Here is a 25,904-nt window from a genome sequence, read left to right as displayed (position 1 = left end):
AGTGATCATGCTGGAACTGAACGCAAAAACAACCGCTCTTGTTGTTATTGATCTACAGGAAGGTATCCTGCCTTTCGCTGGCGGCCCATACTCGGCAAACGACGTGGTTGCCCGCGCCGCGCAGTTGGCGGAAAAATTCCGTGCCCACGGTTCCCCGGTGGTAATGGTGCGCGTCGGCTGGTCTGCCGATTATGCCGAAGCGCTGAAACAGCCAGTTGATGCTCACGCTCCGGCCAAAGCGTTACCCGAAAACTGGTGGAATTACCCGAGCGCTCTGGGTAAATGCGCCAGCGACCTCGAAGTGACCAAACGCCAGTGGGGAGCTTTCTACGGCACCGATCTGGAATTACAACTGCGTCGTCGGGGCATCGAGACCATCGTCCTGTGCGGCATCTCCACAAATATTGGCGTGGAGTCAACGGCGCGAAATGCGTGGGAGCTGGGTTTTAATCTGATCGTTGCAGAAAACGCCTGTAGTGCCGCCAGCGCTGAGCAACATCAGGGCAGCATGACGCATATTTTCCCGCGTATCGCACGCGTACGCAGCGTGGACGAGATCCTGCAAGCGCTATGATTTATATCGGTTTACCCCAGTGGGCGCATCCCAAATGGGTGCGTCTGGGGATCACCAGCCTTGAAGAGTATGCCCGCCACTTTAACTGTGTGGAGGGCAATACCACGCTGTACGCGCTGCCAAAAGCCGACATTGTGGCCCGCTGGCATGCGCAGACTACCGATGCGTTTCGATTTTGTTTTAAGTTTCCGGCCACCATTTCGCATCAGGCCGCGCTGCGTAATTGCGATGACCTGGTACACGAGTTTTTCACGCGCATGTCGCCACTTGAATCACGCATTGGGCAATACTGGCTGCAATTACCCGCAACTTTTGGCCCGCACGACCTGCCAGCCTTGTGGCAGTTTCTCGATGCGCTCCCCAAATCCTTTACCTACGGTGTGGAAGTTCGCCATCCGGACTTCTTTGCCAAAGGCGAAACAGAGCAGCTATTCAATCGAGGCCTACATGAGCGCAGGGTAAATCGGGTGATTCTGGACAGTCGACCGGTACATGCCGCAATACCACATACTGAAGCGATACGTGACGCCCAGCGCAAGAAGCCAAAGGTTCCGGTGCATGCAGTGGTGACGGCAAACCATCCGATGGTACGCTTTATCGGCAGCGATAATATGGCACAAAACAGCGCGCTTTTTGCCGTCTGGCTGACCAAGCTGTCGCAATGGCAACAAACCACAACGCCGTATCTGTTTTTACATACCCCGGATATCGCGCAGGCCCCTGAGCTTGTCGATACGCTATGGGCAAATTTACGCAGCGCCCTGCCAGAGATCGGATCAGCGCCGTCTATTCCACAGCAATCTTCTCTTTTCTGAAAATGCCACCTATCATAGTCAATGCCATCAGCCATTTTAAAAGGGAGTTTGTATGGTAAGCGCGCTTTATGCCGTATTGGGTGCGTTATTGTTAATTAAGTTCTCCTTTGACGTCGTTCGCCTGCGCATGCAATACCGCGTTGCATATGGTGACGGAGGTTTTAGCGAACTACAAAGCGCTATCCGCATTCACGGTAATGCGGTGGAATATATTCCCGTCGCATTGGTGCTGCTGTTATTTATGGAAATGAACGGCGCTGAAACGTGGATGGTGCATATTTGCGGGCTGATTTTGATTGCCGGACGACTGATGCATTATTACGGATTCCATCACCGGCTTTTCCGCTGGCGCCGTTCAGGCATGAGCGCGACCTGGTGTTCGCTGTTGCTAATGGTGCTGGCGAATCTTTGGTATATGCCCTGGGAGTTGGTTTTCTCCCTGCATTAGCGCACAATACGCCACTTTATTTTTCCCGGATTTTTACGTTATGTCTCACCGCGACACGCTTTTTTCTGCGCCTATCGCCAGTCTGGGTGACTGGACCTTTGATGAACGGGTAGCTGAAGTCTTCCCGGATATGATCCAGCGATCCGTTCCTGGCTATTCCAATATCATTTCTATGATTGGGATGTTGGCCGAACGTTTCGTACAACCCAACACACAGGTCTACGATCTGGGCTGTTCTCTGGGCGCGGCGACGCTCTCGGTGCGTCGCAATATTCATCACGAGAATTGCAAAATTATTGCCGTTGATAACTCCCCGGCTATGGTTGAGCGCTGCCGCCGTCATATTGACGCCTATAAAGCGCCGACACCGGTTGACGTTGTCGAAGGCGATATTCGCAACATTACTATCGAAAACGCCTCGATGGTGGTGCTGAATTTTACCCTGCAATTCCTTGAGCCACCTGAGCGCCAGGCATTGTTGGATAAGATTTATCAGGGGCTTAACCCCGGCGGCGCGCTGGTACTGTCTGAAAAATTCAGTTTCGAAGACGCTAACGTTGGCGAGCTGCTGTTCAACATGCACCACGATTTCAAACGGGCAAATGGCTATAGCGAGCTGGAAATCAGCCAAAAGCGCAGCATGCTGGAGAACGTGATGCTGACCGACTCGGTCGAAACGCACAAAGCGAGACTGCATCAGGCGGGCTTTGAACACAGCGAATTGTGGTTCCAGTGCTTTAACTTTGGTTCTCTGGTGGCACTGAAAGCTGAGGTTAGCGCATGATCGACTTTGGTAACTTTTATCAACTGATTGCCAAAAATCACCTTTCCCATTGGCTGGAAACGCTCCCGGCGCAAATCGCGACCTGGCAGCGCGATCAGCACGGCTTGTTTAAGCAGTGGTCAAATGCGGTCGAGTTTCTGCCCGAGCTGACGCCGCATCGCCTGGACTTACTGCATAGCGTTACCGCCGAAAGCGATGAGCCGCTCAGCGACGGTCAGCTCAAACGTATCGACACCCTGATGCGTAACCTGATGCCATGGCGTAAAGGGCCGTACTCGTTGTACGGCGTCAATATAGATACCGAGTGGCGCTCGGACTGGAAATGGGATCGCGTTCTGCCGCACTTGTCTGACCTCACCGGGCGCACCATTCTTGATGTCGGCTGCGGGAGTGGATATCACATGTGGCGCATGATTGGCGCGGGGGCGCATCTGGCAGTTGGTATCGATCCTACCCAACTGTTTCTGTGCCAGTTTGAGGCAGTACGTAAACTGCTGGGCAATGACCAGCGCGCTCACCTGCTGCCGCTGGGTATTGAGCAGCTTCCGGCGCTCAACGCCTTTGATACCGTATTCTCCATGGGAGTGCTTTATCACCGCCGTTCACCGCTGGAACACCTGTGGCAGTTGAAGGATCAGTTGGTGAAAGATGGCGAACTGGTACTGGAAACGCTGGTCGTCGAAGGTGATGAAAATACCGTACTGGTACCGGGCGATCGCTACGCGCAGATGCGTAACGTTTACTTTATTCCTTCTGCGCTGGCGTTAAAAAACTGGCTGGAAAAATGTGGGTTTGTTGATGTGCGCATCGCTGATGTCTGCGTCACCACCACCGAAGAGCAGCGCCGCACCGAGTGGATGATAACCGAATCACTGGCCGACTTCCTCGACCCGAACGATCACAGCAAAACGGTGGAAGGCTACCCGGCCCCATTACGCGCGGTATTGATTGCACGTAAGCCGTAATCATTTTTGCCTGATAGCACTCTTTCTGCAAAATAGTTCAACTTGCAGCAAGGCAGACAGCTCCGTTGCGGCTTGAAATATGCAGGATAAAAAAAGGCCCCTGTTGAAATTGCAGGGGCCTGGTACGAGCAAGCATCATATGGGCGACATGATGCAACGGTAAAAATCAGCTGGCCTGGTGGTGTACAATGATTGCTTTCATTTCCGCAACCGCCGCCCCGTCTACCGCATAGCGTGAATACTCATCCGCCTGTGGATCCGAAGACATCGACAACCCCGAATTGCGATAACGCATGGGGGAAGCCAACCATACTCCGGCAGAACTGTGGACTTCCTGCACTCCAGCATCAAGGAACAGGGACAAATTCGAGGCGCGAACCCCCGCTCCGGCCATAATGATTGGAGCATCCCCCTGCGCAATAAGTTCCATAATTTTTGTTAAACCTTGCGCCGCATCTGATTTTTGCCCGGAAGTCAGCACTCTGGCGATGCCCAAATCAGCTAATTTTTTTAGCGCATTGAGTGGGTTAGCGCACATGTCAAAGGCCCGATGAAAAGTGACGTGCAGCGGTCCCGCCGCGATCATTATTTTCTCCATGCGCGGCATATCGACATCACCCTCTGCATCTAAAATGCCGGTTACCAACCCTGAGAACCCCAGATCTCTTACCATCGCAATATCATCCAGCATTGCAGCGAATTCACCGTCGGTGTAACAAAAGTCGCCCCCGCGCGGGCGAATAATGGGATTGACCGGAATCGAGATATGCTGGCGAACCGAACGCAAGACGCCCAGGGACGGCGTTAAGCCCCCCTCTTTGGGCGCCGAGCAAAGCTCAATGCGATCCGCGCCGTTTTGCTGCGCCGTGCGCGCGCACTCCATGCTGTAACAGCAGATTTCCAGTAATGCCATACTCACTCCTGACGTTCGCTTGCCACAATGGCTTCAATCGACCACGGATGGAATTTTATCGTCACGCTGCCATCGCTGACCGCCAGCGTTGGATTCGGTAAACGTTCGCGCTCGCCTTTTGGCGAACTGGTTTTTACAAATATACCCGGCTGGCTCAGCCCGTGATCTGAAAGCAGCGCCAGCGCTCGTGCATTCAGCGTCTCCACCTCACCCGGCAGAACAATTTCAACATGCTCCCAGCCTTCATGCGGATAACGCTTTTCGCCCGGCCACGGCAGTTCTACGATAGTAAATTGCCAGTGTTGCACACAAACTGGCTCATCGAGTTTGAACAAGCAAATCGGTCGGCCATTGATGATATTTTCTGACAACAATTCGCCGCACTGTTCAAACCCACGACGCCAGCGCTCTGCGGTGGTATTTTGATGACAACGCAGAGAAATGTGATCGGCTTCAAGCGATGAGACATCCAGCCCAAGGCGAGTGGAAAGATCCGTTAACGCCTGAATGAAATGCGGTAAATCTGCGGAAATATCATGCAGTTCTGCAACTGTTTGCCAGTTCGCCATAATGAAAGCTCATATCCATATTCAAAGCCGCTAATTTACCCTGTTGCGCAGCCCCAACCAACTGCTGATTTTCTTAAGCGCAATATGAATAATTATACGTAATGACAATTTTTATATTTCAGGGTGCTGGAGATACTCGCAATGCTGACGGCAACGGGCATTTGCAGTATACTCCCGCCCTTAATTCTTAAACTGGTGCGGTGCATTTTAAGCCGCTTCATAAATGTAAGGTATTCCGGTGAATATTCAGGCTCTTCTCTCAGAAAAAGTCAGTCAGGCCATGATTGCTGCAGGCGCGCCTGCAGATTGCGAACCGCAGGTTCGTCAGTCAGCAAAAGTACAGTTCGGCGACTATCAGGCTAACGGCATGATGGCTGTCGCTAAAAAACTGGGTATGGCGCCGCGACAACTGGCTGAGCAGGTGCTGACTCATTTGGATCTCAACGGGATCGCCAGCAAAGTTGAAATTGCAGGCCCGGGCTTTATCAATATTTTTCTCGATCCGGCATTTCTGGCGCAGCACGTTCAGCAGGCGCTGGCTTCCGATCGTCTGGGCGTCACCCAACCGGCTAAACAAACCGTTGTGGTTGATTACTCCGCACCTAACGTAGCGAAAGAGATGCACGTTGGTCACCTGCGTTCCACCATCATCGGTGATGCTGCGGTGCGTACGCTGGAGTTCCTCGGTCACAATGTTATCCGCGCCAACCACGTCGGCGACTGGGGTACTCAGTTCGGTATGCTCATCGCATGGCTGGAAAAACAGCAGCAGGAAAATGCTGGCGAGATGGCGCTGGCTGACCTTGAAGGTTTCTACCGTGATGCGAAAAAACATTACGACGAAGATGAAGCCTTCGCGGAACGTGCCCGGAGTTATGTCGTGAAGCTGCAAGGCGGCGACGAGTACTTCCGTGAGATGTGGCGCAAACTGGTCGACATCACCATGTCGCAAAACCAGTTAACCTACGATCGCCTGAACGTCACCCTGACCCGTGACGACGTCATGGGTGAAAGCCTGTACAACCCGATGCTGCCTGGCATCGTGGCCGATCTCAAAGCTAAAGGCCTGGCTGTTGAAAGCGAAGGCGCTACCGTCGTATTCCTTGATGAGTATAAAAACAAGGAAGGTGAACCGATGGGCGTAATCATTCAGAAGAAAGATGGCGGCTATCTCTACACCACGACCGACATCGCCTGCGCCAAGTACCGTTATGAAACGCTGCATGCCGACCGCGTACTTTATTACATCGACTCCCGTCAGCATCAGCACTTAATGCAGGCCTGGACCATCGTGCGTAAAGCCGGTTATGTGCCGGATTCTGTGCCACTGGAACACCACATGTTCGGTATGATGCTGGGTAAAGACGGCAAGCCGTTCAAAACCCGTGCGGGTGGCACGGTTAAACTGGCCGATCTGCTGGATGAAGCGCTGGAACGCGCACGCCGTCTGGTAGCGGAGAAGAACCCGGACATGCCTGCCGACGAGCTGGAAAAACTGGCTAATGCGGTCGGTATCGGCGCGGTGAAATATGCCGATCTGTCCAAAAACCGTACCACCGACTACATCTTCGACTGGGACAATATGCTGGCGTTCGAAGGGAACACTGCGCCGTATATGCAGTACGCCTACACCCGCGTACTGTCCGTGTTCCGTAAAGCCGATATCGACGAAAGCGCGCTGGCAAATGCGCAGGTGATTATCAGTGAAGATCGCGAGGCTCAGCTGGCTGCGCGTCTGCTGCAGTTTGAAGAAACGCTGACCGTTGTTGCACGTGAAGGTACGCCGCACGTGATGTGTGCTTACCTGTACGACGTTGCCGGTCTGTTCTCCGGCTTCTACGAGCACTGCCCAATCCTTAGCGCTGAAAACGAAGAGATTCGTAACAGCCGCCTGAAACTGGCGCAGTTGACGGCGAAAACCCTGAAGCTGGGTCTGGATACGCTGGGTATCGAAACCGTAGAACGTATGTAAATCAGCTCACCTATCAGGCCTGACTCCGAAATTCGGACTCAGGCCTTTTTTATTTCTGTAACAGGCCATCTGTAACAACTCACAAGGAATGACACATTTCCGTAGAGATATGGAACATTTTTTGCCTGTCATCCCGTTTAAGCCTCCGTATCATGAGGCGGCGAATTAATCGGGTACGGGTCAATGACATTCAGAGATTTTGAGGCGGAGGAAAAACTCTTCCAGCGGCGTGTATTGGTGGCCTTTGGCCTGGTGGTCATCTGCTTTGGCATCCTGATTTACAATCTCTACAACTTACAAATCTGTCAGCACCAGTATTACACCACCCGCTCGAATGCAAACGACATCAAAATGCTGCCCGTGGCCCCGACGCGTGGCATGATTTACGATCGCAACGGCATCCCGCTGGTGCGCAACGTAACCTGGTACGACATTTCCGTTACGCCTTATAAAATCAGTGATATGAATGCCCTGATCAGGCAGCTCACGCCTATCATTGACCTCACTCCTGATGACATTGACCAGTTTCGCCATGCGCTGAAAGCCAGCAGCCGCTATCGCCCGGTTGTGCTAAAAAATGCGCTGACCGATGTGGAAATCGCCCGCTTCTCGGTTAACCAGTTTCATTTCAGCGGCGTCAATATCAATAGCTATGAAGACCGCCAGTACCCTTATGGCACAGCGCTGGCGCATGTCCTTGGCTATGTGTCAAAAATCAATGACAACGACCTGAAAGCGCTGGATCAAAAAGGCCTGACAGAGAACTACGCCGCCGATCACAACATCGGTAAGCAGGGTATTGAGCACTACTATGAAAATGAACTGCATGGGAAAACCGGTTATCAGGAGGTCGAAGTTGATAACCACGGACGCATCGTACGTCTGATCAAAGATGTGCCGCCCGTTGCCGGAAAAGATATCCACCTGACGCTGGACCTCCATTTACAGCAATATATTGAGAGTCTGTTGGTGGGCCAGCGGGCCGCCGTTTTGGTTGAGGATCCGCATGACGGTTCCGTGCTGGCAATGGTTTCGAACCCCAGCTATGACCCCAATCCATTTGTTAAAGGTATCAGCTATCAGGACTATAACAAGCTGCTTCAGGATAAGGACCTGCCGTTAATCAACCGCGTCACGCAGGGGTTATATCCTCCCGCCTCCACGGTCAAACCGTATATGGCGATGTCAGCGTTACTGGACGGCGTGATCACGCCGCAGACCCGTTTCTTCGGCGCCCCCACCTGGACGCTCCCCGGCACGGAGCGACATTACCGTGACTGGAAAAAAACGGGCCACGGTATGCTGGATGTCACCAAAGCAATTGAAGAATCTGCCGACACATTCTTTTATCAGGTGGCATATATGATGGGGATTGACCGTATTAACAGCATGCTCAGCCAGTTTGGCTATGGCAAGCCGACCGGCATCGATCTTGGTGAGGAGTATAACGGCCTGCTCCCGAGCCGCGAATGGAAGCAGAAAGTGCATAAAAAAGCCTGGTATCAGGGAGATACCATTTCGGTTGGCATCGGTCAGGGATACTGGATTGCCACGCCGATCCAGATGGTTAAAGCCATGGTCGCGCTGATTAACAACGGCAAGGTTATCGCCCCTCACCTGCTACGTGATGAAGAGAGCGGAAAAGTCATCACGCCGTACCAGGCTCCCGAAGCACCGTCACAAATTGCCTCTGCTTCGTCCCCCTACTGGGGGCTGGTGCGTCAAGCGATGTTCGGCATGGCGAATGAGCCAAACGGTACCGGTTATAAGTTCTTTCACACCGCGCCTTACGGCATTGCAGCGAAAAGTGGCACATCACAGGTCTTTAGCCTGAAAGAAAATCAGACCTACGATGCGAAAATGATCCCCGTGCGTCTGCGCGACCACGTGTTCTATACCGCATTTGCGCCATATAAGAACCCGAAAGTCGCCATAGCGTTAATTCTGGAAAACGGCGGCAGCGATGGCGTCACCGCCGCACCAGTCATGCGTCAAATCATGGATCATCTGTTTGCTGCGCAGGACGACGACGCACAAGCGGGTCCGATAGCCGCAACGCCATCGGACACCGATATCAAAAATACTTACGCAAGTATTCGGTAAGGCACAGCATCGCCATCGCCTGACCGTAAGGCATGGAGGTCCGGGGGATGTTGCGGTAGAAATCGAGATTGTGGCCCATCCCGGTACCAAACGAGGTATGCAGCAATTCACCTTCCGGCGAAATATGTTGCACAATGCCTCTGATGGCTTTTTCGGCTACAGCCGCATAGTCTTGTCCGACATAGCGTTTACGTACCGCTTTGAGGATCCCATAGGCAAATCCGGCGGTTGCCGAGGCTTCCAGATACGACTGCGGGTCGTCCAGCAAGGTGTGCCACAGTCCGCTTTCATCCTGGCACTTCGCCAGCGCCGCGATTTGCGCGTTCAAAACCTGCACCAGATAGCGGTGCACTGCATTGTTTTCCGGCAAATCAACTAATTCGAGGAAATCCGGGATGACTATAGTTAACCAGCTGTTGCCACGCGCCCAGCGAGCGTTGGCGAAGTTATGCTGTCCTTCATAGCTCCAGCCGTGGAACCACAGCCCCGTTTCTTTATCCATCAGGTTTTGCACGTGCAGCAGGAACTGATAGGTTGCCTCTTCAATATGCTCGGGACGGTTGAGCAACTTGCCAATCTTCGCCAGCGGTAAGACCGTCATCATCAACGTGTCATCCCACATCTGCTGGTGATTTTCTTCCGCCAGCGTAATGTGCTGCATACCGCCGAATTGGGTACGCGGCATATCATGCATTGCCCACTCAGCCCAGCTGTCGAGCCACGGCAGATACGCGGGATTACGCGTCTCTTCATAGCGATATGCCAGCGTTAAAAACGGTGCCATGGTGTTAACGTTTTTGGTCGTTGCACCTTCCGCAAAGCGATCGGCAAACCAGTTGTCGATAATATCGCGCATCGTGGCATCGCCGGTTTGCTGATAATACTGATACATCCCGTACAAGCCGATGCCGTGCGTCCACTCCCATCCCGCCCAGCCTTTGGTATCAATAACGCGTCCGTCATCCAGACGTAGCAAGAACTCACCGGTCTCGTCATGAATATTGACCAGGTTATGCGTCACCTTTTTGATCAACGCTTTTAATTCATCCCTGGCAATAAAATGTTCTGGCTGGCGCAACAATGGACTGTGTTTAACCGGATAAACAATCATTTACTTAACCTCTGTCAATGTCGAATTTAATACAGCACCCTTTTCCAGTTTCGGTGCCGCTGGTTTATTACGATTCAGGTAACCAATATTGTTGTTACCCCAAAGTGATTCATAAGGCATGCCCGATAGCATCTCTACGGTCGCGCGTCCTTTAGCGGAAAGTCCTTCCAACACGGGTTGCCCGGACTCACGCATTTTTGCTGTCTCTTCACGCAGGGTGCTGTGCGTTTGCAGGTTCAGTTTGAAGCGCAAGGAAACCAGGAAACCCAGCGCCAGAACAATCAGCGTTCCGCAGCTCAGAATTAACAGGATGGTATGGCTGACCGCCACGGGCTGTGCGCTCTGACCGGAGACAAAACCAGACAACTGCATCACAATCCCCACCAGCATCACCGCTCCCGCCTGCGACGCTTTACGCGTTAACGTCATAATGCCGGCGAAGATCCCTTCCCGACGCTGACCGGTGATCACTTCGTCAACGTCGGCAATATAGGTGTAGATATTCCAGGGAACGTAGTTGATACCACCGCGTCCCAAACCCGCAACGGCGGAAACCAATAGCAACAGAGAATAAACATCGCTTAATCCGGCGTAATACAGCCCCGCATAGGAGAGTGAACTGAGGCCAAACAGGACGACCACCATGCGATAAGACGGCGCAGGTCCGAAACGGATGCACAATGGGATCATGGCGATAACGGCAATAAACTGGAAGATAGCCATCGTACCCAGCAGGTTTGACGCCATCGATGCTTCCTGCATCAGCACAAACACCACATAGTAAGTAAAGACGGCGTTAAAGACGTCCTGGGCAATATAGCCGCCAAGATACATTCCTAAATGCTGGCGAAAGATACGGATGCGCAGTGTTGAACTCAGTTCCACAAATAAACGGTTCATACTCTGACTCAAGGTCAGGCTTTTCTTCTCTTCTTCGGCTCGCAGCGCCGCCTCAGTCCACTCTTCCCGTGGGCGTTCCCAGGTAAAGAACCAGACGAAGGTCAGCATCATTGCGCACAGCACAGAAAACACCAGGCTGGCGTAGAAAAAAGAGACGGGGTTGTCCTTGCCAAACAGCGTCAGCAGAACGCCGGGTAAGAATGAGGCCAGAATGGCAGACATTTGCGCCATCGAAATGCGCGCGCCGGAGAATTTGGTTTTCTGTTTAAAGTCATCGGTCATTTCGGGTACCAGCGTTTCGTATGGCACCAGAATCATGGTGTAGACCACGTCAAAAATCAGATAGGTGAGCAGGTAGTACCAGAACCCCATATCACCCACCCACATTAGTGAGTAGCTAAAGACACAGGGTATCCCCAACAGAATAAAAAACTTGCGTCGCCCAAAGCGTTTGCCGAGCCAGGTGGAGCCAAAGTTATCGGTTAAAAAACCCATTAATGGGCTAACAACGGCATCCAACACCCTGGCGGTAGCGAAGATAAAGGTTGCTTCGATTGGCGTCAGGCCACAGAACGTCGTGTAAAAATAGAGTAGCCAGGCCGCGGTTAACGCCGTGGTGCCTGCGCCTAAAAAATCCCCCGAACCGTAGGCAAAATAGTTAACCAACCCAATTTTACGTGTATTCATTGCCGTTACCCCTGCACATTATTGGGAGGCCCCGCAATCCTCGCTTTGACATTGGGCCTCCTTACAGGGCCACAGTAAAAGCTAACAGCAAGTGAAACCTTTCTATTTTTGCCAGGGATATTCGTGAAATGGCAACAGCACAAAGAGTCCGGCAACGTATGTCACCTATTTTATAAAACAGCGTTTCTATTTAATCAAAGAGGCGGACTAGAATTGCGAAGCAGCCAGCAGTTTCTGCTGCTGGCCGGAATGAAGGGAGGCGTTAACGATAGTTCACAATCACCTGATTGCTCTGAACTTGCAAGGCGGGGATCAGGCGACCGCCACCGGGTACTTCCCAGACAAAATGCATCGGTTCGATGGCGGGAACATTATTGAATCCGTTGGTGGTCCCGCTTTGCCCGTCCAGCTCAACACAGCGGGACTGAGAACATAAACGCACCCGTAAACCCGCGGGCGTTGGGCCATTGAGCTCATAGCGCCAGGCCACCAGCGTCATCAACCCCGAGACCGGCTGGCTGGGCGTCAGAGGTGCAGACGAGGCTGACTGGCCGCGGTGATTTAAAGTAATCCCCATGCCGCTGGCCTGCCAGGCGCCTTCTCCGGCAGCCTGCGCTACCAGAGGAAAAAACAACAACCACAGTAATTTACGCATTACTTACCTCCAATAGTCGCCGTCATACGGATATGGCGGTTGTCAGACAGCTCCATGTTCGATAACACCACCAGTTGCGGAATGCTGCGACGTAAAAAGCGAGCCAGTAACGGACGCAACGCGTGGTTGACCAGCAAGACCGGCGGCGCACCCAACATTTCCTGACGGGACAGCGCTTCCTGAGTCTGGGCCAGCAGTCGGTCTGCAAGACCTGGCTCCAGACCGCCGCCGCCCTGCAGCGCCTGCAGAAGCAAACGTTCGAGCGGGGTATCAAGGCCGATAACCTGAACCTCTTCATTACCCGGGAACCACTGCTGAGTGATGGCGCGCCCCAACGCAACACGTACCACCGCGGTAAGCTCATGCGGATCGTTTTGCAGCGGTGCATGTTCAGCCAGCGTTTCGAGAATGGTGCGCATATCGCGAATCGGTACTTTCTCATCCAGTAAGTTCTGCAGCACTTTATGCAGCGTAGTGAGCGTCACGACGCCCGGAACCAGGTCTTCTGTCAGTTTTGGCATCTCCTGCGAAACGCGGTCCAGTAGCTGTTGCGCCTCCTGACGGCCAAACAGCTCAGCAGCGAACTGCCCAATCAGGTGATTAAGGTGCGTGGCGACAACGGTACTGGCTTCAACAACCGTAAAGCCCTGAATCTGCGCCTGTTCCTTCAATGCGCTTTCAATCCAGATAGCGTCCAGACCGAAAGCCGGATCGACCGTTTTCTCGCCCGGCAGTGACCCGGCGGCAGTACCAGGGTTAATGGCCAGCCAGCGTCCCGGATAGGCGTCACCGCTGCCAATTTCCACCCCTTTCATCAAAATACGATAGCGGGCCGGCTGCAGATCCATATTGTCGCGGATATGTACCACCGGCGGCAGAAAACCCATATCCTGGGCAAATTTCTTACGAATACTGCGAATTCGCCCCAGCAACTCGCCATCTTGCTGAAAGTCCACCATTGGGATCAGGCGGTAGCCTACCTCCATCCCCAGGGAATCCTCCAGTTGTACGTCATTCCATGTTGCTTCCACCACGGAGTTGTTTTCCGGCATTTTCACCGGCTGCGGCTCATCGGGAGCTTTTTGCTCACGACCACGCATCCACCAGGCCAGACCCAGTAACGCGGCGGTAAACATCAAAAACACCAGGTTCGGCATCCCCGGAACCAGACCCAAAAGACCAAGCACCGCCGCACTAAGCAGCATGACACTAGGATTACTGAACAGTTGGGTCACCATCTGTTCGCCTACATCCTGGTCGGTACTCACGCGGGTCACGATAACCCCCGCCGCGGTGGAAATTACCAGCGCAGGAATTTGCGCCACCAGCCCGTCACCGATGGTCAGCAGGGTATAACTTTCCGCTGCGCTACCCATGCTCATACCATGCTGCAACACCCCGACTAACAGACCGCCGACCACGTTGATCACCATGATCAAAATACCGGCGATGGCATCTCCACGTACGAATTTACTCGCACCGTCCATAGAGCCGTAGAAATCCGCTTCCTGCGTCACCTCCGAGCGTCGTTTTTTGGCTTCATCTTCGCCAATCAGACCCGCATTCAAATCCGCATCAATCGCCATCTGCTTGCCGGGCATACCATCCAGCACGAAGCGCGCGCCAACCTCGGCGATACGCCCGGCACCTTTGGTGATAACCATAAAGTTGATAATGACGAGAATAACGAAGACCACGATACCGATCGCAAAGTTACCGCCCACCAGGAAGTGACCAAAAGCTTCAACCACCTTTCCCGCCGCCGCCGCGCCGGTATGCCCTTCCATTAAAATGATACGCGTCGACGCAACGTTCAGGGCGAGGCGTAATAATGTGGTAAACAGCAAAATCGTCGGGAATGCGGCAAACTCCAGCGTACGCTGGGTGAACATCGCCACCAGCAGCACCATGATCGACAGCGCAATGTTAAACGTGAACAGCAAATCGAGGACGAAAGCCGGCAACGGCAACACCATCATCGACAGGATCAGCAGGATAAGGATTGGTCCGGCAAGGATTTGCAGTTGCGTGGATTTCAGGTTGCTGGGCAAACGCAACATCGCGACCAGATTAGCCATCAGTATTCTTCTCGTTCATGAAATCCAGTGCTTCAGGCACCGGAAGGTTTTCAGGTTGTGGTGGACGCTTGCCGCCGGCGAGACGCCAGCGTTTTAGCTGCCATACCCATGCCAGCACTTCGGCAACGGCGGCATATAATTGACCCGGTATTTGTTGACCAATCTCAGCATGACGGTATAGCGCACGCGCCAGCGGCGGCGCTTCTAACGTAGGGACTCGATGTTCAGCGCCAATCTCACGAATGCGCAACGCCACCAGCCCCGCGCCTTTGGCAACAACTTTCGGCGCGCTCATTTTGTTCTCGTCATACTTCAACGCCACCGAATAGTGCGTGGGGTTGGTAACAATCACGTCTGCTTTCGGCACATCCGCCATCATGCGACGCTGCGCGGCCGCGCGCTGCATTTGGCGTATTTTGCCCTTAACGTGCGGGTCGCCTTCGCTTTGCTTAAATTCGTCACGAATATCCTGACGCGACATGCGCAGCTTTTTCAGATGGCTGTAAATCTGGAAAAAAACGTCGAACCCCACCATCGGAATAACGCCAAGCACCACCAACAGCGCGCACATACCAACTAAATCCAGGGCGTTGCCCATCGCCGTAATCGGCGATTCCGCCATCAGACGCATCATCGCCGGCCAGTTATGCCAGAGATAAAATCCGGCCACGCTCCCCACCAGCGTGGACTTCAGTATCGCTTTGAGCAGTTCCGCCCCGGTTTGCGCTGAAAACATGCGTTTAATGCCCGGCAACGGATTCAGCTTAGAGAACTTGGGCTGCAGAGATTTACCGCTGAAAATCAAGCCGCCAAGCATCACCGGGGAGATTAATGCCACCAGAACGACGCCGGTAATCAACGGTAACAGCGCAATCATCGCGTCTTTAATCAGCAGGATGATTTGGCTGAGGATCAGGTTAGGGTCATTGACCATACTGTGGTCAAAACGTAATCCGGCCGACAGCATACCGGCCAGTCTGCGGGCAAGCGACTCCCCGCCAATCCAGATAATGCACACGCCCACCAGCAAAATAAGCAGTGAGGTCAGCTCTTTGGATCGGGGGACTTGCCCTTCTTCCCGTGCTTTTTCAAGTCGGTGGGGTGTGGGGGCTTCTGTTTTGTCGTCGTCGCTTTCTTCTGCCACGGCATTACTCTCGTCGTCACGGTCACGAGTATTATCGCGACCGCAACCATTGCCAATGCGTCGAATAGCGAAACGAAAACAGAGGAATTCGAGCGTTCGTTTGCCACGACAGCGTGAACGCTGCCGTGACAACCACGCGGTTAGCGCTGCCAGATAACGCGATAATGGCCCGATCCCACCTGCGCGCTATAGCCGCCGTCTACTGGCGCGAAGTCGAGGCCATCGGTATCGAGCAGCGTTTGTGCGCCATCAAGGATCACCATTGAGTGAGTATTCGGCGGAATATCTACCTCAAGGGTGATGGACTGTAAGCCATCGCGCGCCGGTTCCTGCGTCCAGTGGACGGCAATATCACCATATACCGAGCCGTATCGCGCTTTCAGCCATGTCAGGCCACCGCCCGGAATAGGCCGCAGTACCGAAGATTTAAATCCCGGCGCGTGTTCTTCGGTATTTATTCCCGCCGCCACGCGATACAGCCATTCACCGATCGCCCCGTAGGCATAATGGTTGAAAGAGTTCATGTCCGGGCTCCACATTGTGCCGTCCGGTTTCACGCCATCCCAGTGTTCCCAAATCGTCGTCGCCCCGGCCTTTACCTGATACAACCAGCTTGGGAAGTCCTCTTTCATCAGTAATTGCCACGCCGCGTCGGCCTGCCCGTTTTCGCTCAATGCGTGACAGAAATAGGGTGTGCCGACAAACCCCGTCACCAGATGACCGTCATTTTCCGCCAGCAGTTCCAGCAGCGTTTGCACGGTGCGCTCGCGGTGCGCGTCCGGCACTAACTGGAAGTAAAGCGCCAGAATATGCGCCGTTTGCGTGCGTGCCGCCAGCCGCCCGGTGGCGGTAAAAAACTCATTGCGGAAGCTTTCGACAATCGCGGTATGCAGCGCCTGATAATGGGTGTGATCTACGTCATTTCCCAGTGCTTTGGCTGATTTCGCCAGCAGCAGCGTGGACAACGCATAGTAGGCCATGCAGGTCAGTTCATTCGGCGTTGCGCCAAAATAGCTGCCCTCTTTGGCATCCAGCGCAACCCAATCGCCAAACTGCAGTTTCCACGACCACTGGTTCTCAACAGCGTTGTCATGCATAAACTCCACCCAGGCTTTCATGCTGTCGTACTGGCGGGCCAGCGTCTGTTTATCGCCGTACATCAGGTACAGCGTCCACGGGTTAATCACCGCCGCATCGGCCCAGGCGGCGGCGGAATGGGTGCGCCCGTGGGATAAAAAGCGGTCGTTGTCGCATTTGCCGGTGAGGATATCGGGAATGACGTGCGGCACACCGCCCTCCGGCGTTTGGTCGTGCTGAAGATCGGTCAGCCATTTGGCAAAAAAAGTGCGCGTCTGCATCAGATAACTCGCGGTGCGGCAGAAAATTTGCGCATCGCCCGTCCATCCCAGACGTTCATCGCGCTGCGGGCAGTCAGTTGGGATATCGACGAAATTGCCCTTAAGCCCCCACATGATGTTGTGATGCAGTTGGTTGAGATCCGCGTTTGAGGTTTCAATGTGACCCGTCGGCGTCATCGCGGAATGCAGCACGACCGCGACAAAGTCATCCCGCGTCGGCGTGCCAGGCCAACGTTCAATCAGCACATAACGGAAACCCTGAAAGGTAAAATGCGGGTGAAAACATTCTTCACCCTCGCCGCGTAAGGTGTAATCAATGCACTGTTTGGCGGTGCGCAGGTTCGCCAGATAAACATTGCCTTCGGCATCCAGCACTTCAAAATGGCGCAGCACCACGCGCTCACCTGCCGCACCGCGCACCCGAAACTCCACCCAGCCGCTGAGGTTCTGGCCAAAATCAAGCACCGTCTCGCCTTTTGGCGTCGTGATGATTGAGCACGGCGCAAGCCGTTCTATTTCTTGTACCGGGCAGGCCGTTTGCGGTTGCAGCACCGAAGTCTCTGCCGCAAGCGTCGTCACCGCGCGCCAATGCCCGGCGCTAAACGCAGGCTCGCTCCAGCCACGCTGCTCCCGACGTGCGTCATACACTTCGCCATCATAAATTTCAGCAAACAAAATGGCGTCATCGCTGCCCTGCCAGTGTGCATCCGTGGCGATTATCCGCTGGCTACCATCGCGGAGCGTCACCACCATATGGCAAATAAACCCCGTCTGCTGGCCGTAATAGTTGCGATAGCGGTTGAAGCTCATATCCCCTTTATACCAACCCGCCCCCACCATCGCGCCAATCACGTTTTCGCCTTCTCGCAGGTGCTCGGTCACATCCCTGGTTTGATACAACAGATGGTGGTGGTAGCTCGTCCAGCCGGGCGATAACTCATCACGCCCGACTTTTTCGCCGTTGATCCACAGTTGATACAGCCCCAGCGCGCTGGCATGTACCACCGCCGAAACAATGTCATCACCGTCGGGCAAACTGAACGCATGGCGCAACAATGTGCCTTTTGAGTTGTCTTTATCCTGCGGCGTTTCAGCCGAGATAAACACCCCTTGCCACGCTCGCGCTGGCAGGCCAGTAATAAACGTTGCCGCCGGGCTCCAGCCGCTCTCTTCACCGTGGTTGTCGGTAATATGCACCCGCACAAAATAGCGCGTCGAGTGCTGGCAGGCGACGTCGGGCAATTCGATATTACTGGAGCGGTCATCGTGCATTTCGCCGCTGTCAAACAGGCATTGGGCAAAATCTTCTTGCGCCGACAGCTGCAAACGCCAGCTACGCTGCTGTACATCGCGCAAGGTGCTGGTGATTATCCAGCCGAAAACCGGCAACGTTTCGCAGCCCGTCAGCGTGGTTTCATAGTTGAGCGTAATCTTTTCTACTGCCAACATAATTTTTCCCTCAGTGGCTCATATTCAGGCTTTGGCCCGCAAAGTATCGTGCGACGCCTGTCCGTTATCAGGCGTCGCCACCATTTCTGTTTCTGCATTAAATTCATTACGTTGCTTGCCGTGGAAGCACAGCCAGCCGATAACCATGCCTATCGCCACAATCGCCGTCAGCAGGCAATAAAGAACCACCGGCCCCGCGCTCAACAGCACAGGAGTGACGAACGCCAACAAGCCGCAGGTCAGACGGGCGACACCGACAATCACCCCTTGCGCGGTGGCGCGTAGCATGGTGGGGAATGACTCTTGCGCCCACACTTTCATGATGCCTTCGAAGGCAAATCCTGTGCCGATATTGGTAAACAGCAGGCAGCAGAACCAGGAGAGTGGCGAGAAATTAAACAGTACCGGCACGAAATAACCACCGGACATCATCACCGCGCCAAAAATAAAGAATGGAACCCGTTTTGAGGTATCAACGACGCGCATAAACATCAACCCAGACGCCACGCTCACTGGCAGAATCAACAGCCCCCACAGCGAGTGCGTGCTGACCGAAATGCCCACCACATTTACCGCTACATAAGCCCCAAACTGCCCGCCGGTATTGGCCGCCAGATTGGTGAAGGTATAAAAGATACACAGCGAGATAAACGGCCACAGGTATTTGCCTTCGAGCAGATCGCGCCAGCCGGTTTTCTGCGCCCGCACGGTGGCGATGCCACGACGCAGTTCATCCTTTGCCGCCAACCACAGCGGCGACTCTGGGATAGACCAACGCAGGATCATCAGCACAACCGCCACCAGCCCAACGTGCATATACATGATTTGCGCGCCAATCAGCCCCCAGTCGCCGACGATAGCGGAGATCCCCATCGTGGCGCCAATTCCCACCAGCCAGAGTAAATTGGACAAGCCGATAATCTTGCCGCGGTTTTCATCGTTCGCCGCTTCGGAGATAGTCGCCAGAGAGACGGGTAAATCAGCCCCTGTCGCCAGCCCCACCAAGAGTGTGCCCAGCACCAGGAACGGGAAGTTCAAACCAAAGGCCAGCGCCAGCGTGCCGATAAAAATCATCGCCATCGTAATAATAAAAACATTACGACGACCAATACGGTCTCCAAGACGACCGCCACCAAAAGCCCCAGCGGCAATACTCAGCGTTAATAATCCAGATAAAATGCCAATTTGTAGTGCAGTAATACCCATTGTTTTTTGATAAATGACTAAGGCTGTACCACTGGAAACAATAGCCGCCGAATCAATATATGATGCCATTCCAGACACCACCCCAATATACCAGGGGTTAGGTGTTTTATTTTTTGACATAACGATTCCCTTAAATTTACAGATAGTAAGGCGAGAAATAAGCGTATGGCCTACCCCCGTCACGATGGATGGTAGTAATAATTTTTTATTGTTATTAACCTAACAATTAAATCGCTATTAAAACTCGTGAATGAAGTTCACGTTCATGACTTGGAGGATAATGAAAATACCGTCGATACGATTCAGTCAACCTGATCGCATTCATAAAACCACAACGTGCCGCAATTTCACTGATGGTTTTATCCGTAGTGCGCAGTAATTCTTGAGCTTTTAATACACGATACAACATCTGGAATTTAACCGGAGTATAACCGGTCACTCGCTTAATTAAGCGATACATCGTGCGCCTGGCGACACCGTTATCATCACTCAACACATTCCAGTCCAAATGACGCAAGCTACTGGTCTTGAGCATACGGATCAGGTTGGCTCGCCCTCGCTCATCAGGGCTAAGCGCCTCGGTCTGGCGGTCGCACTGGCAAAGCGTGTTGATGATGTTCAGCAAAGCGACTTCACACAATGAAAAATAGAGCACATCATAGTTACTCTCGTTACGTGAGATTATCTCCTGGCTCAATACCTCAATACGCGCCAGCGCTCCCTGAGTTAACGCCAGCGCGGTAGGCTGTAGAAGTTTTTCTTTTATACAATCGAGCAAATTATCAATGTGCTGTAAAAAATGAAAACTGCGCGGGCGACGAATTAATATATTAATAACCGACAGATTATTAGTTGAAACATAACTATGGGTATCGTTAGCGGTCACTAAAAAAAAGTCACCCTGGCAGATAAAACGAACCAAGTCATTAATAATATGAAACCCGCTACCGCTACGGACAATCACCAGTTCATCAAAATCATGCCCGTGCACACCTTCCATTAATTGGTTATTCATCGAAAAAAGACAAAACGCATGTTGCTCTGAATGAAAAAAATCATTCTCACGTAAAATTCGCATATCTCCCCCGCCGCTATTCGAGTAAAAACACTCGGGATATCGATAAATAACCTACTGACATAATATATTGCCTTGCACTGATAACCATTTAACTGCAATTATTATGACAAGTCTATATATCGCACTGTCACTCAGGCGTAACCCGCTGTGACCTCAGCATCATTTCGGCAAATAACCGCCAAGTTATGGCATAAAAAAGAGGATATACGCCGTGCAGATGAACCCACTTCATCCAGGCATTCAACCGGGTACGAATCATAGTGCAGGGCACATTGTCCCGACTGGCGGCCCAATAACCCTGCGGGATCCACAAAAGCGCAGCGCTCGGTATGCAGCGTTCGAACCCGTTCTGGCAACATCACCGTAAAAATGGATAGTAAGTAAAGAGAACGATAGGTATCTGTAGGCCGGATAACGCGCAAGCCGTTATCGGTTAGAATGCCCGGCGGCGAGCGCCTGCCGGGCCAGCAAATAAAAACGCTACGGATCAGAACCCGAGGCTATCCAGCAGGTCGTCAACCTGATCCTGACTTGCCACCACGCCGGCTTTTGAGGTGTCAACCTGCGGGCCGTTAAGCAAGCTTTCGTTTTCACGTTTTGGACGAGCGCCCTGCTCTGGAATGTTTTCCAGCAGAACCATCAGCAACTGACGTTCAATCTCCTGGATAACATCCATCATGCGCTTGATGACCTGACCGGTGAGGTCCTGGAAATCCTGCGCCATCATGATGTCCAGCAGTTGAGCGTTAGTAAAGCTGGTATGCCCTGGCACATCACCCAGGAACTGGCGGGTATCGGTGACCAGTTCACGGGCGTCAGACAGCTCGATCGGATTTTCGAACCATTCATCCCAGCGTTTGGTCAGGTCTTTGGCCCCTTTTTCCATCGCGTCCTGGTGCGGCTGCGAAGCTTCCACACTGTTCAGCGCGCGCTCTGCCGCCTGTGCGGTCATCTGCACAACGTAATCGAGACGATCGCGGGCATCGGGAATCGCTTCTGCCGCTTCGGCAATAGCCTGATCCAGCCCCAGTTCACGCAGGCTGTCGCGCAGCATTCGGGTCAAACTGCCGATGCGCGCGATGATGTCCCCGGCTGAATGTTCGTCAGCAGGTTTAATTTGTGGTTGCATCATCATTATCACACCCTCACATGCCCAGTTTCTCAAAGATTTTATTGAGTTTCTCTTCTAGCGTCGCCGCCGTGAACGGTTTCACGACATAACCACTGGCGCCAGCCTGTGCCGCCGCAATGATATTCTCTTTCTTCGCTTCTGCCGTAACCATCAGCACCGGCAGGGCGGACATTCCGCCATCAGCACGAATGGTTTTCAGCAGTTCCAGGCCATCCATGTTCGGCATATTCCAGTCGGAAATGACAAAACCAAATCCCCCAGCCTGCAGCTTATTCAGCGCGTCCACGCCGTCTTCGGCCTCTTCAACATTGTTGAAACCCAGTTCTTTGAGCAGGTTACGCACGATGCGACGCATGGTGGAAAAGTCATCCACAACCAAAAACTTAAGCTCTTTATCCGCCATAAAAAATAAACTCCTGATTCAAATACGTATTGCCTGTCCGGCACTGATTTTCGCCAGCATTTGCTGGCTTACCTGGCTAAGATCGACCACTTCGCTTACGCCACCCATATTGATGGCCTCGCGCGGCATGCCGAACACCACACAACTTGCTTCGTTTTGCGCAATGGTCCAGGCACCCGCCTGGTTCATCGCTAACATTCCGGCGGCGCCATCGTTGCCCATACCCGTCAGGATCACTCCCACGGCATTACGCCCCGCATGTTTTGCCACCGAATGGAACAGCACATCCACTGAAGGTCGATGCCGGTTAACCGGTGGACCATCATGAATTTTGATCTGGTAGTTCGCCCCGCTGCGCGCCAGTTCCATATGCTTGTCACCAGGGGCGATATACGCATGCCCTGGAAGCACGCGCTCCCCGTCCTCAGCCTCTTTCACGGTGATCTGACACAGTTTGTTCAGACGCTCGGCGAATGAGCGGGTAAATCCTGGCGGCATATGCTGGGTAATAAGAATACCGGGACTTGAAAGCGGCAATGGCTGGAGTACATGGCGAATTGCCTCTGTTCCTCCGGTTGAGGCGCCAATCGCCAGCAGTTTTTCAGAACTGAGTAACGGCCCCGCTTTCAAGGTCACCTGTGCCGTCATGGGTTTGTGGGCCGCCAGTTTTGCCCGCGACGCGGTGCGGATCTTCTCAGCGATCATTTCGCTGTAGGCCAACATCCCTTCACGGATCCCCAACTGTGGTTTGGTGACAAAATCAATCGCCCCCAACTCCAGCGCCCGCAGCGTGACCTCAGACCCTTTACCGGTCAGCGAAGAGACCATAACCACTGGCATCGGACGCAGACGCATCAGCTTCTCAAGAAAGTCGAGGCCGTCCATGCGCGGCATTTCCACATCCAGCGTCAGGACGTCGGGATTGAATTTTTTGATTAAATCCCGGGCAACCAACGGATCCGGCGCCGTCGCCACCATTTCCATATCACTGTGGCTGTTAATAATTTCGGTCATGATTTGACGCATCAGTGCAGAATCATCAACCGATAAAACCCTGATTTTACTCATGCTTTATCCTTACCTGGCGCATGCGCATACACCGTCTGTCCACGCAAGCTAAACTCGCGCACGAGGTTGCTAAAGTTTTCTGAATGACCTGCAAACAGCAGCCCATCTGGTTTAAGAAGTGGAACAAAACGGTGCAAAATGTCCTGCTGCGTCGTTTTATCAAAATAGATCATCACGTTACGGCAAAATATGGCATCGAAGGGGCCTGGCACGTTGTACTGCTTATCCAGTAAATTCACGCTGGAAAATTCAACATGCCCCGCCAGTTCCTGCCGAACGCGTACCAGTCCTTCATGCGGTCCGGTGCCACGCATGAAATAACGCTGTAGCTGCTGCGGTGACAGCGTCTTTAGCTCATCAAGGCGGTAGATGCCGCTTCTGGCTTTTTCCAGCACTTCGGTATCAATGTCGCTGGCAAAAACACGCCAGCGGCCCGGAGCCATACCTAAGGTATCGGCGAGCGTAATCGCAATGCTGTACGGCTCTTCTCCGGTTGACGCCGCCGCGCTCCAGACACGGTATTCACCGCTGCGCCGACGAGCATGATCTGACAGCACTGGAAAATGATGCCCTTCGCGAAAAAACGCGGTCAGATTGGTAGTCAGGGAGTTAATAAAAGCCTGCCACTCAGCACTGTTCTGGTTAGCTTCCAGCATGCTGAGATAGCGACCAAAGTCATCCAGTCCCAGGGTTCGCAGACGGCGGACCAGGCGGTTATAAACCATGTCCCGCTTATGGTCGGCCAGTACGATCCCCGCACGCTGGTAGATTAATTGACATATCCGACGAAAATGCGCGTCAGACAGCGCGAGGCGCTGTGTCATCTGTAACAATAATGACGTTTGCCCAGGGGGCAGAGATGATGTCATAGCGCCTTCTCAATCACATTCAGGATACAACGGGCACAACCTGCGGCTGCGCCAATTCTTGTTTTGCTACGGTTTGCTCTTCAAGCTTAAAAAATGCGACACAAGCAGAAAGATTATCGGCCTGCATGGCAAGTTGTCCGGTGGCGGATGCGGCTTCTTCCACCAGCCCGGCGTTTTGCTGCGTCACAGAGTCCATCTGGCTGACGGCCTGCGCCACCTGCTCGATGCCTCTGCGCTGTTCATCAGAAGCAGAAGCAATCTCGCCCATGATGTCGTTAACCCGGGTAACCGAGCTGACAATTTCCGTCATGGTACGCGCTGCCATATCAACCAACTGCGAGCCCTGATGCACTCGGGTGACAGACTCCTCAATGAGCCCCTTAATTTCTTTCGCCGCCTGTGCGCTACGGCTTGCCAGATTGCGCACTTCGCCCGCAACCACGGCAAAACCACGCCCCTGCTCACCCGCGCGAGCGGCCTCAACCGCGGCATTCAGCGCGAGGATGTTGGTCTGAAAGGCAATGCTGTCAATCACGCCGATGATGTCGCCAATTTTCTGCGAGCTCGCGGAAATCTCATGCATGGTGCTGGCGACCCGGGACGTCTGTTCGCCGCCTTTATGCGCTGTATCTGCCGCACTTTTGGCAATTCCTGACGCCTGGCGCGCGTTATCCGCATTCTGTCCTACGGTGGCGGTCAGTTGTTCCATGCTGGCTGCCGTTTGCGCCAGCGCGGCCGCCTGCTGTTCAGTGCGCGAAGACAAATCGTTATTACCCATCGCGATTTCTGAAATGCTGCTATGCATGGCTGAGCTGCCCTGGCGTACTTCGCTTACCGTTTCACGCAGTGCCTGCTGCATCTTCTTCAGACTGGCAAAAATGGCTGATATCTCATTGCGCCCATAAACCGCTACCGGCCGGGCCAGATTACCCGCGGCAATGCTGTCGAAATGACTGCCCACGATCGCCAGCGGCTGGACAATCATCTTGCGCGACCAGTACAGCGCACCGCTGGTGAGCAGTGCCGCCAGTACCACCATGGTGGCGAAAATCACCCCCGACATATGGTAATTTCGCTGGCTCTGCTCTCCTGCCGTTTGCAACACGCGATCGATGTTGCTCTGCCACGCATTCACATTTGCATCAAAAGCATCCTGAGCAGCCTGCACCGGCGCGGTCAGAAAATCTGACAACTGATTGTTTTCAAGCCAGGTGGCCTGATGCGCAAGAGCGCTGTGCCATTGGCTGAAAGTTTTCTCCGTTGCGCCAAACAGCGCCTTTCCTTGTGCCGTCGTATCCGATGTCGCCATAAAGCGTTTAAACATCAATTCAGACTGCGCCAGGCTATCACGTGCGAGGGTCATCAGCGTGTTGATATCCTCTGGCGGATAGCTCAGGGCGGTCAGCGTCCCTGCCTTATTAAGGGCCGTACTGGCCTGTAATAACACAGCGCGGGTTTGGGCCAGCGCAGCGCGTTGCTGATTACTTCGTTCGACCTGATTCAGGTTCTGAAAACCGTCCCGAAATGCCCAGAAGGACAAGCCATTACTGCCAATCTGCAAAACACCGCAGAGGATTAAAATCAAAAACAGCGTGGTCGAAATTCGAATACGATTAAACATCA

22 protein-coding genes are annotated in these 25,904 nt (G+C 53.4%); 7 read left to right on the top strand and 15 right to left on the bottom strand.

All coding sequences use genetic code 11. The features are described 5' to 3' along the window. Nucleotides 1–7: 7 nt before the first annotated feature. The 5 genes from HV037_RS10635 to cmoB are packed head-to-tail and all read left to right on the top strand — an operon-like array spanning nucleotide 8 to nucleotide 3,586. On the top strand, nucleotides 8–574 hold the full coding sequence (locus HV037_RS10635; RefSeq protein WP_181500321.1) for a hydrolase: 567 nt from the start codon (nucleotides 8–10) through the stop codon (nucleotides 572–574). After that, a complete protein-coding gene (locus HV037_RS10630) occupies nucleotides 571–1,389 on the top strand; it encodes a DUF72 domain-containing protein (protein WP_181500320.1) in 819 nt (272 codons plus the stop codon). Before HV037_RS10635 ends, HV037_RS10630 begins: the two co-directional genes overlap by 4 nt. A 52-nt stretch (nucleotides 1,390–1,441) precedes the next feature. Then, entirely contained in the window at nucleotides 1,442–1,837 is a 396-nt protein-coding gene (locus tag HV037_RS10625; RefSeq protein WP_016153418.1) for an MAPEG family protein, read from the top strand. Nucleotides 1,838–1,877: 40 nt separating this feature from the next. Next, nucleotides 1,878–2,621: a carboxy-S-adenosyl-L-methionine synthase CmoA gene (cmoA, locus tag HV037_RS10620; RefSeq protein WP_016153419.1), complete on the top strand. Its 744-nt coding sequence runs from the start codon at nucleotides 1,878–1,880 to the stop codon at nucleotides 2,619–2,621. Next, nucleotides 2,618–3,586 carry a tRNA 5-methoxyuridine(34)/uridine 5-oxyacetic acid(34) synthase CmoB gene (gene cmoB, locus HV037_RS10615; protein WP_016153420.1) on the top strand — a complete coding sequence of 323 codons (969 nt, stop codon included), beginning with the start codon at nucleotides 2,618–2,620 and terminating at the stop codon, nucleotides 3,584–3,586. Before cmoA ends, cmoB begins: the two co-directional genes overlap by 4 nt. A gap of 166 nt (nucleotides 3,587–3,752) precedes the next feature. Here cmoB and cutC read toward each other — a convergent pair whose 3' ends face one another. Together cutC and HV037_RS10605 are read right to left on the bottom strand one after the other, a co-directional pair. Then, nucleotides 3,753–4,499, bottom strand: coding sequence for a copper homeostasis protein CutC (gene cutC / locus HV037_RS10610; RefSeq protein WP_181500319.1), 747 nt, complete (start codon nucleotides 4,497–4,499; stop codon nucleotides 3,753–3,755). Nucleotides 4,500–4,501: 2 nt separating this feature from the next. Beyond that, nucleotides 4,502–5,068, bottom strand: coding sequence for a VOC family protein (locus HV037_RS10605; protein ID WP_047502136.1), 567 nt, complete (start codon nucleotides 5,066–5,068; stop codon nucleotides 4,502–4,504). A gap of 238 nt (nucleotides 5,069–5,306) precedes the next feature. Between HV037_RS10605 and argS the strand changes: the two genes are divergently transcribed. After that, nucleotides 5,307–7,040, top strand: coding sequence for an arginine--tRNA ligase (gene argS / locus HV037_RS10600; RefSeq protein ID WP_016153423.1), 1,734 nt, complete (start codon nucleotides 5,307–5,309; stop codon nucleotides 7,038–7,040). 183 nt (nucleotides 7,041–7,223) lie between these two features. Next, complete coding sequence (gene mrdA, locus HV037_RS10595) at nucleotides 7,224–9,143, top strand: penicillin-binding protein 2 (RefSeq protein WP_103283735.1); 1,920 nt, start codon at nucleotides 7,224–7,226, stop codon at nucleotides 9,141–9,143. Here the strand turns inward: mrdA and HV037_RS10590 are convergent. The 13 genes from HV037_RS10590 to tap form a co-directional block, all read right to left on the bottom strand. Next, entirely contained in the window at nucleotides 9,115–10,254 is a 1,140-nt protein-coding gene (locus tag HV037_RS10590; protein WP_181500318.1) for a glycoside hydrolase family 105 protein, read from the bottom strand. The two genes, mrdA and HV037_RS10590, sit on opposite strands and share 29 nt — an antisense overlap. Continuing rightward, nucleotides 10,255–11,841 (bottom strand): MFS transporter, encoded by a 1,587-nt coding sequence (locus HV037_RS10585; RefSeq protein ID WP_019077040.1) that lies wholly within the window; start codon nucleotides 11,839–11,841, stop codon nucleotides 10,255–10,257. A gap of 262 nt (nucleotides 11,842–12,103) precedes the next feature. Beyond that, nucleotides 12,104–12,496 carry a flagellar protein FlhE gene (flhe, locus tag HV037_RS10580; RefSeq protein ID WP_019077041.1) on the bottom strand — a complete coding sequence of 131 codons (393 nt, stop codon included), beginning with the start codon at nucleotides 12,494–12,496 and terminating at the stop codon, nucleotides 12,104–12,106. Next, nucleotides 12,496–14,574, bottom strand: a complete 2,079-nt coding sequence (gene flhA, locus HV037_RS10575) for a flagellar biosynthesis protein FlhA (protein ID WP_016153428.1) — start codon at nucleotides 14,572–14,574, stop codon at nucleotides 12,496–12,498. The genes flhe and flhA overlap by 1 nt, the downstream gene beginning before the upstream one ends. Continuing rightward, nucleotides 14,567–15,718 (bottom strand): flagellar biosynthesis protein FlhB, encoded by a 1,152-nt coding sequence (gene flhB / locus HV037_RS10570; protein WP_016153429.1) that lies wholly within the window; start codon nucleotides 15,716–15,718, stop codon nucleotides 14,567–14,569. The genes flhA and flhB overlap by 8 nt, the downstream gene beginning before the upstream one ends. Before the next feature lie 140 nt (nucleotides 15,719–15,858). Next, nucleotides 15,859–18,525, bottom strand: a complete 2,667-nt coding sequence (locus HV037_RS10565; protein WP_181500317.1) for an alpha-L-rhamnosidase — start codon at nucleotides 18,523–18,525, stop codon at nucleotides 15,859–15,861. A gap of 24 nt (nucleotides 18,526–18,549) precedes the next feature. Further along, the gene (locus tag HV037_RS10560) at nucleotides 18,550–19,800 is read right to left on the bottom strand and encodes an MFS transporter (RefSeq protein WP_230675900.1); all 1,251 of its coding nucleotides are present in this window, start codon (nucleotides 19,798–19,800) and stop codon (nucleotides 18,550–18,552) included. Nucleotides 19,801–19,957: 157 nt separating this feature from the next. Continuing rightward, a complete protein-coding gene (locus HV037_RS10555; protein ID WP_016153432.1) occupies nucleotides 19,958–20,809 on the bottom strand; it encodes a helix-turn-helix domain-containing protein in 852 nt (283 codons plus the stop codon). A gap of 487 nt (nucleotides 20,810–21,296) precedes the next feature. Further along, a complete protein-coding gene (cheZ, locus tag HV037_RS10550) occupies nucleotides 21,297–21,941 on the bottom strand; it encodes a protein phosphatase CheZ (RefSeq protein WP_029139578.1) in 645 nt (214 codons plus the stop codon). 13 nt (nucleotides 21,942–21,954) lie between these two features. Continuing rightward, nucleotides 21,955–22,344 carry a chemotaxis response regulator CheY gene (gene cheY, locus HV037_RS10545; RefSeq protein ID WP_016153434.1) on the bottom strand — a complete coding sequence of 130 codons (390 nt, stop codon included), beginning with the start codon at nucleotides 22,342–22,344 and terminating at the stop codon, nucleotides 21,955–21,957. 18 nt (nucleotides 22,345–22,362) lie between these two features. Next, complete coding sequence (locus tag HV037_RS10540) at nucleotides 22,363–23,412, bottom strand: chemotaxis response regulator protein-glutamate methylesterase (protein ID WP_016153435.1); 1,050 nt, start codon at nucleotides 23,410–23,412, stop codon at nucleotides 22,363–22,365. Next, complete coding sequence (gene cheR, locus HV037_RS10535) at nucleotides 23,409–24,281, bottom strand: protein-glutamate O-methyltransferase CheR (RefSeq protein ID WP_016153436.1); 873 nt, start codon at nucleotides 24,279–24,281, stop codon at nucleotides 23,409–23,411. Before cheR ends, HV037_RS10540 begins: the two co-directional genes overlap by 4 nt. 19 nt (nucleotides 24,282–24,300) lie before the next feature. Further along, nucleotides 24,301–25,902, bottom strand: a complete 1,602-nt coding sequence (tap, locus tag HV037_RS10530) for a methyl-accepting chemotaxis protein IV (protein WP_181500316.1) — start codon at nucleotides 25,900–25,902, stop codon at nucleotides 24,301–24,303. Between the last annotated feature and the right edge of the window lie 2 nt (nucleotides 25,903–25,904).

Origin of the sequence: Citrobacter sp. RHBSTW-00017, assembly GCF_013797615.1 — a bacterium.
Classification (GTDB): Bacteria; Pseudomonadota; Gammaproteobacteria; order Enterobacterales; family Enterobacteriaceae; genus Citrobacter; species Citrobacter braakii.
This window is presented reverse-complemented; position numbering and strand designations above follow the sequence as displayed.

Bases quoted from the DNA above. Each gene is read 5' to 3' on its own strand.
- HV037_RS10635 (WP_181500321.1), top strand. From the start codon at position 8: ATGCTGGAACTGAACGCAAAAACAACCGCTCTTGTTGTTATTGATCTA.
- cmoA (WP_016153419.1), top strand. From the start codon at position 1,878: ATGTCTCACCGCGACACGCTTTTTTCTGCGCCTATCGCCAGTCTGGGT.
- HV037_RS10605 (WP_047502136.1), bottom strand. From the start codon at position 5,068: ATGGCGAACTGGCAAACAGTTGCAGAACTGCATGATATTTCCGCAGAT.
- HV037_RS10630 (WP_181500320.1), top strand. From the start codon at position 571: ATGATTTATATCGGTTTACCCCAGTGGGCGCATCCCAAATGGGTGCGT.
- HV037_RS10555 (WP_016153432.1), bottom strand. From the start codon at position 20,809: ATGCGAATTTTACGTGAGAATGATTTTTTTCATTCAGAGCAACATGCG.
- cutC (WP_181500319.1), bottom strand. From the start codon at position 4,499: ATGGCATTACTGGAAATCTGCTGTTACAGCATGGAGTGCGCGCGCACG.
- HV037_RS10585 (WP_019077040.1), bottom strand. From the start codon at position 11,841: ATGAATACACGTAAAATTGGGTTGGTTAACTATTTTGCCTACGGTTCG.
- HV037_RS10565 (WP_181500317.1), bottom strand. From the start codon at position 18,525: ATGTTGGCAGTAGAAAAGATTACGCTCAACTATGAAACCACGCTGACG.
- flhA (WP_016153428.1), bottom strand. From the start codon at position 14,574: ATGGCTAATCTGGTCGCGATGTTGCGTTTGCCCAGCAACCTGAAATCC.
- HV037_RS10590 (WP_181500318.1), bottom strand. From the start codon at position 10,254: ATGATTGTTTATCCGGTTAAACACAGTCCATTGTTGCGCCAGCCAGAA.
- cheR (WP_016153436.1), bottom strand. From the start codon at position 24,281: ATGACATCATCTCTGCCCCCTGGGCAAACGTCATTATTGTTACAGATG.
- HV037_RS10625 (WP_016153418.1), top strand. From the start codon at position 1,442: ATGGTAAGCGCGCTTTATGCCGTATTGGGTGCGTTATTGTTAATTAAG.
- cheZ (WP_029139578.1), bottom strand. From the start codon at position 21,941: ATGATGCAACCACAAATTAAACCTGCTGACGAACATTCAGCCGGGGAC.
- tap (WP_181500316.1), bottom strand. From the start codon at position 25,902: ATGTTTAATCGTATTCGAATTTCGACCACGCTGTTTTTGATTTTAATC.
- mrdA (WP_103283735.1), top strand. From the start codon at position 7,224: ATGACATTCAGAGATTTTGAGGCGGAGGAAAAACTCTTCCAGCGGCGT.
- cheY (WP_016153434.1), bottom strand. From the start codon at position 22,344: ATGGCGGATAAAGAGCTTAAGTTTTTGGTTGTGGATGACTTTTCCACC.
- HV037_RS10540 (WP_016153435.1), bottom strand. From the start codon at position 23,412: ATGAGTAAAATCAGGGTTTTATCGGTTGATGATTCTGCACTGATGCGT.
- flhe (WP_019077041.1), bottom strand. From the start codon at position 12,496: ATGCGTAAATTACTGTGGTTGTTGTTTTTTCCTCTGGTAGCGCAGGCT.
- cmoB (WP_016153420.1), top strand. From the start codon at position 2,618: ATGATCGACTTTGGTAACTTTTATCAACTGATTGCCAAAAATCACCTT.
- HV037_RS10560 (WP_230675900.1), bottom strand. From the start codon at position 19,800: ATGGCATCATATATTGATTCGGCGGCTATTGTTTCCAGTGGTACAGCC.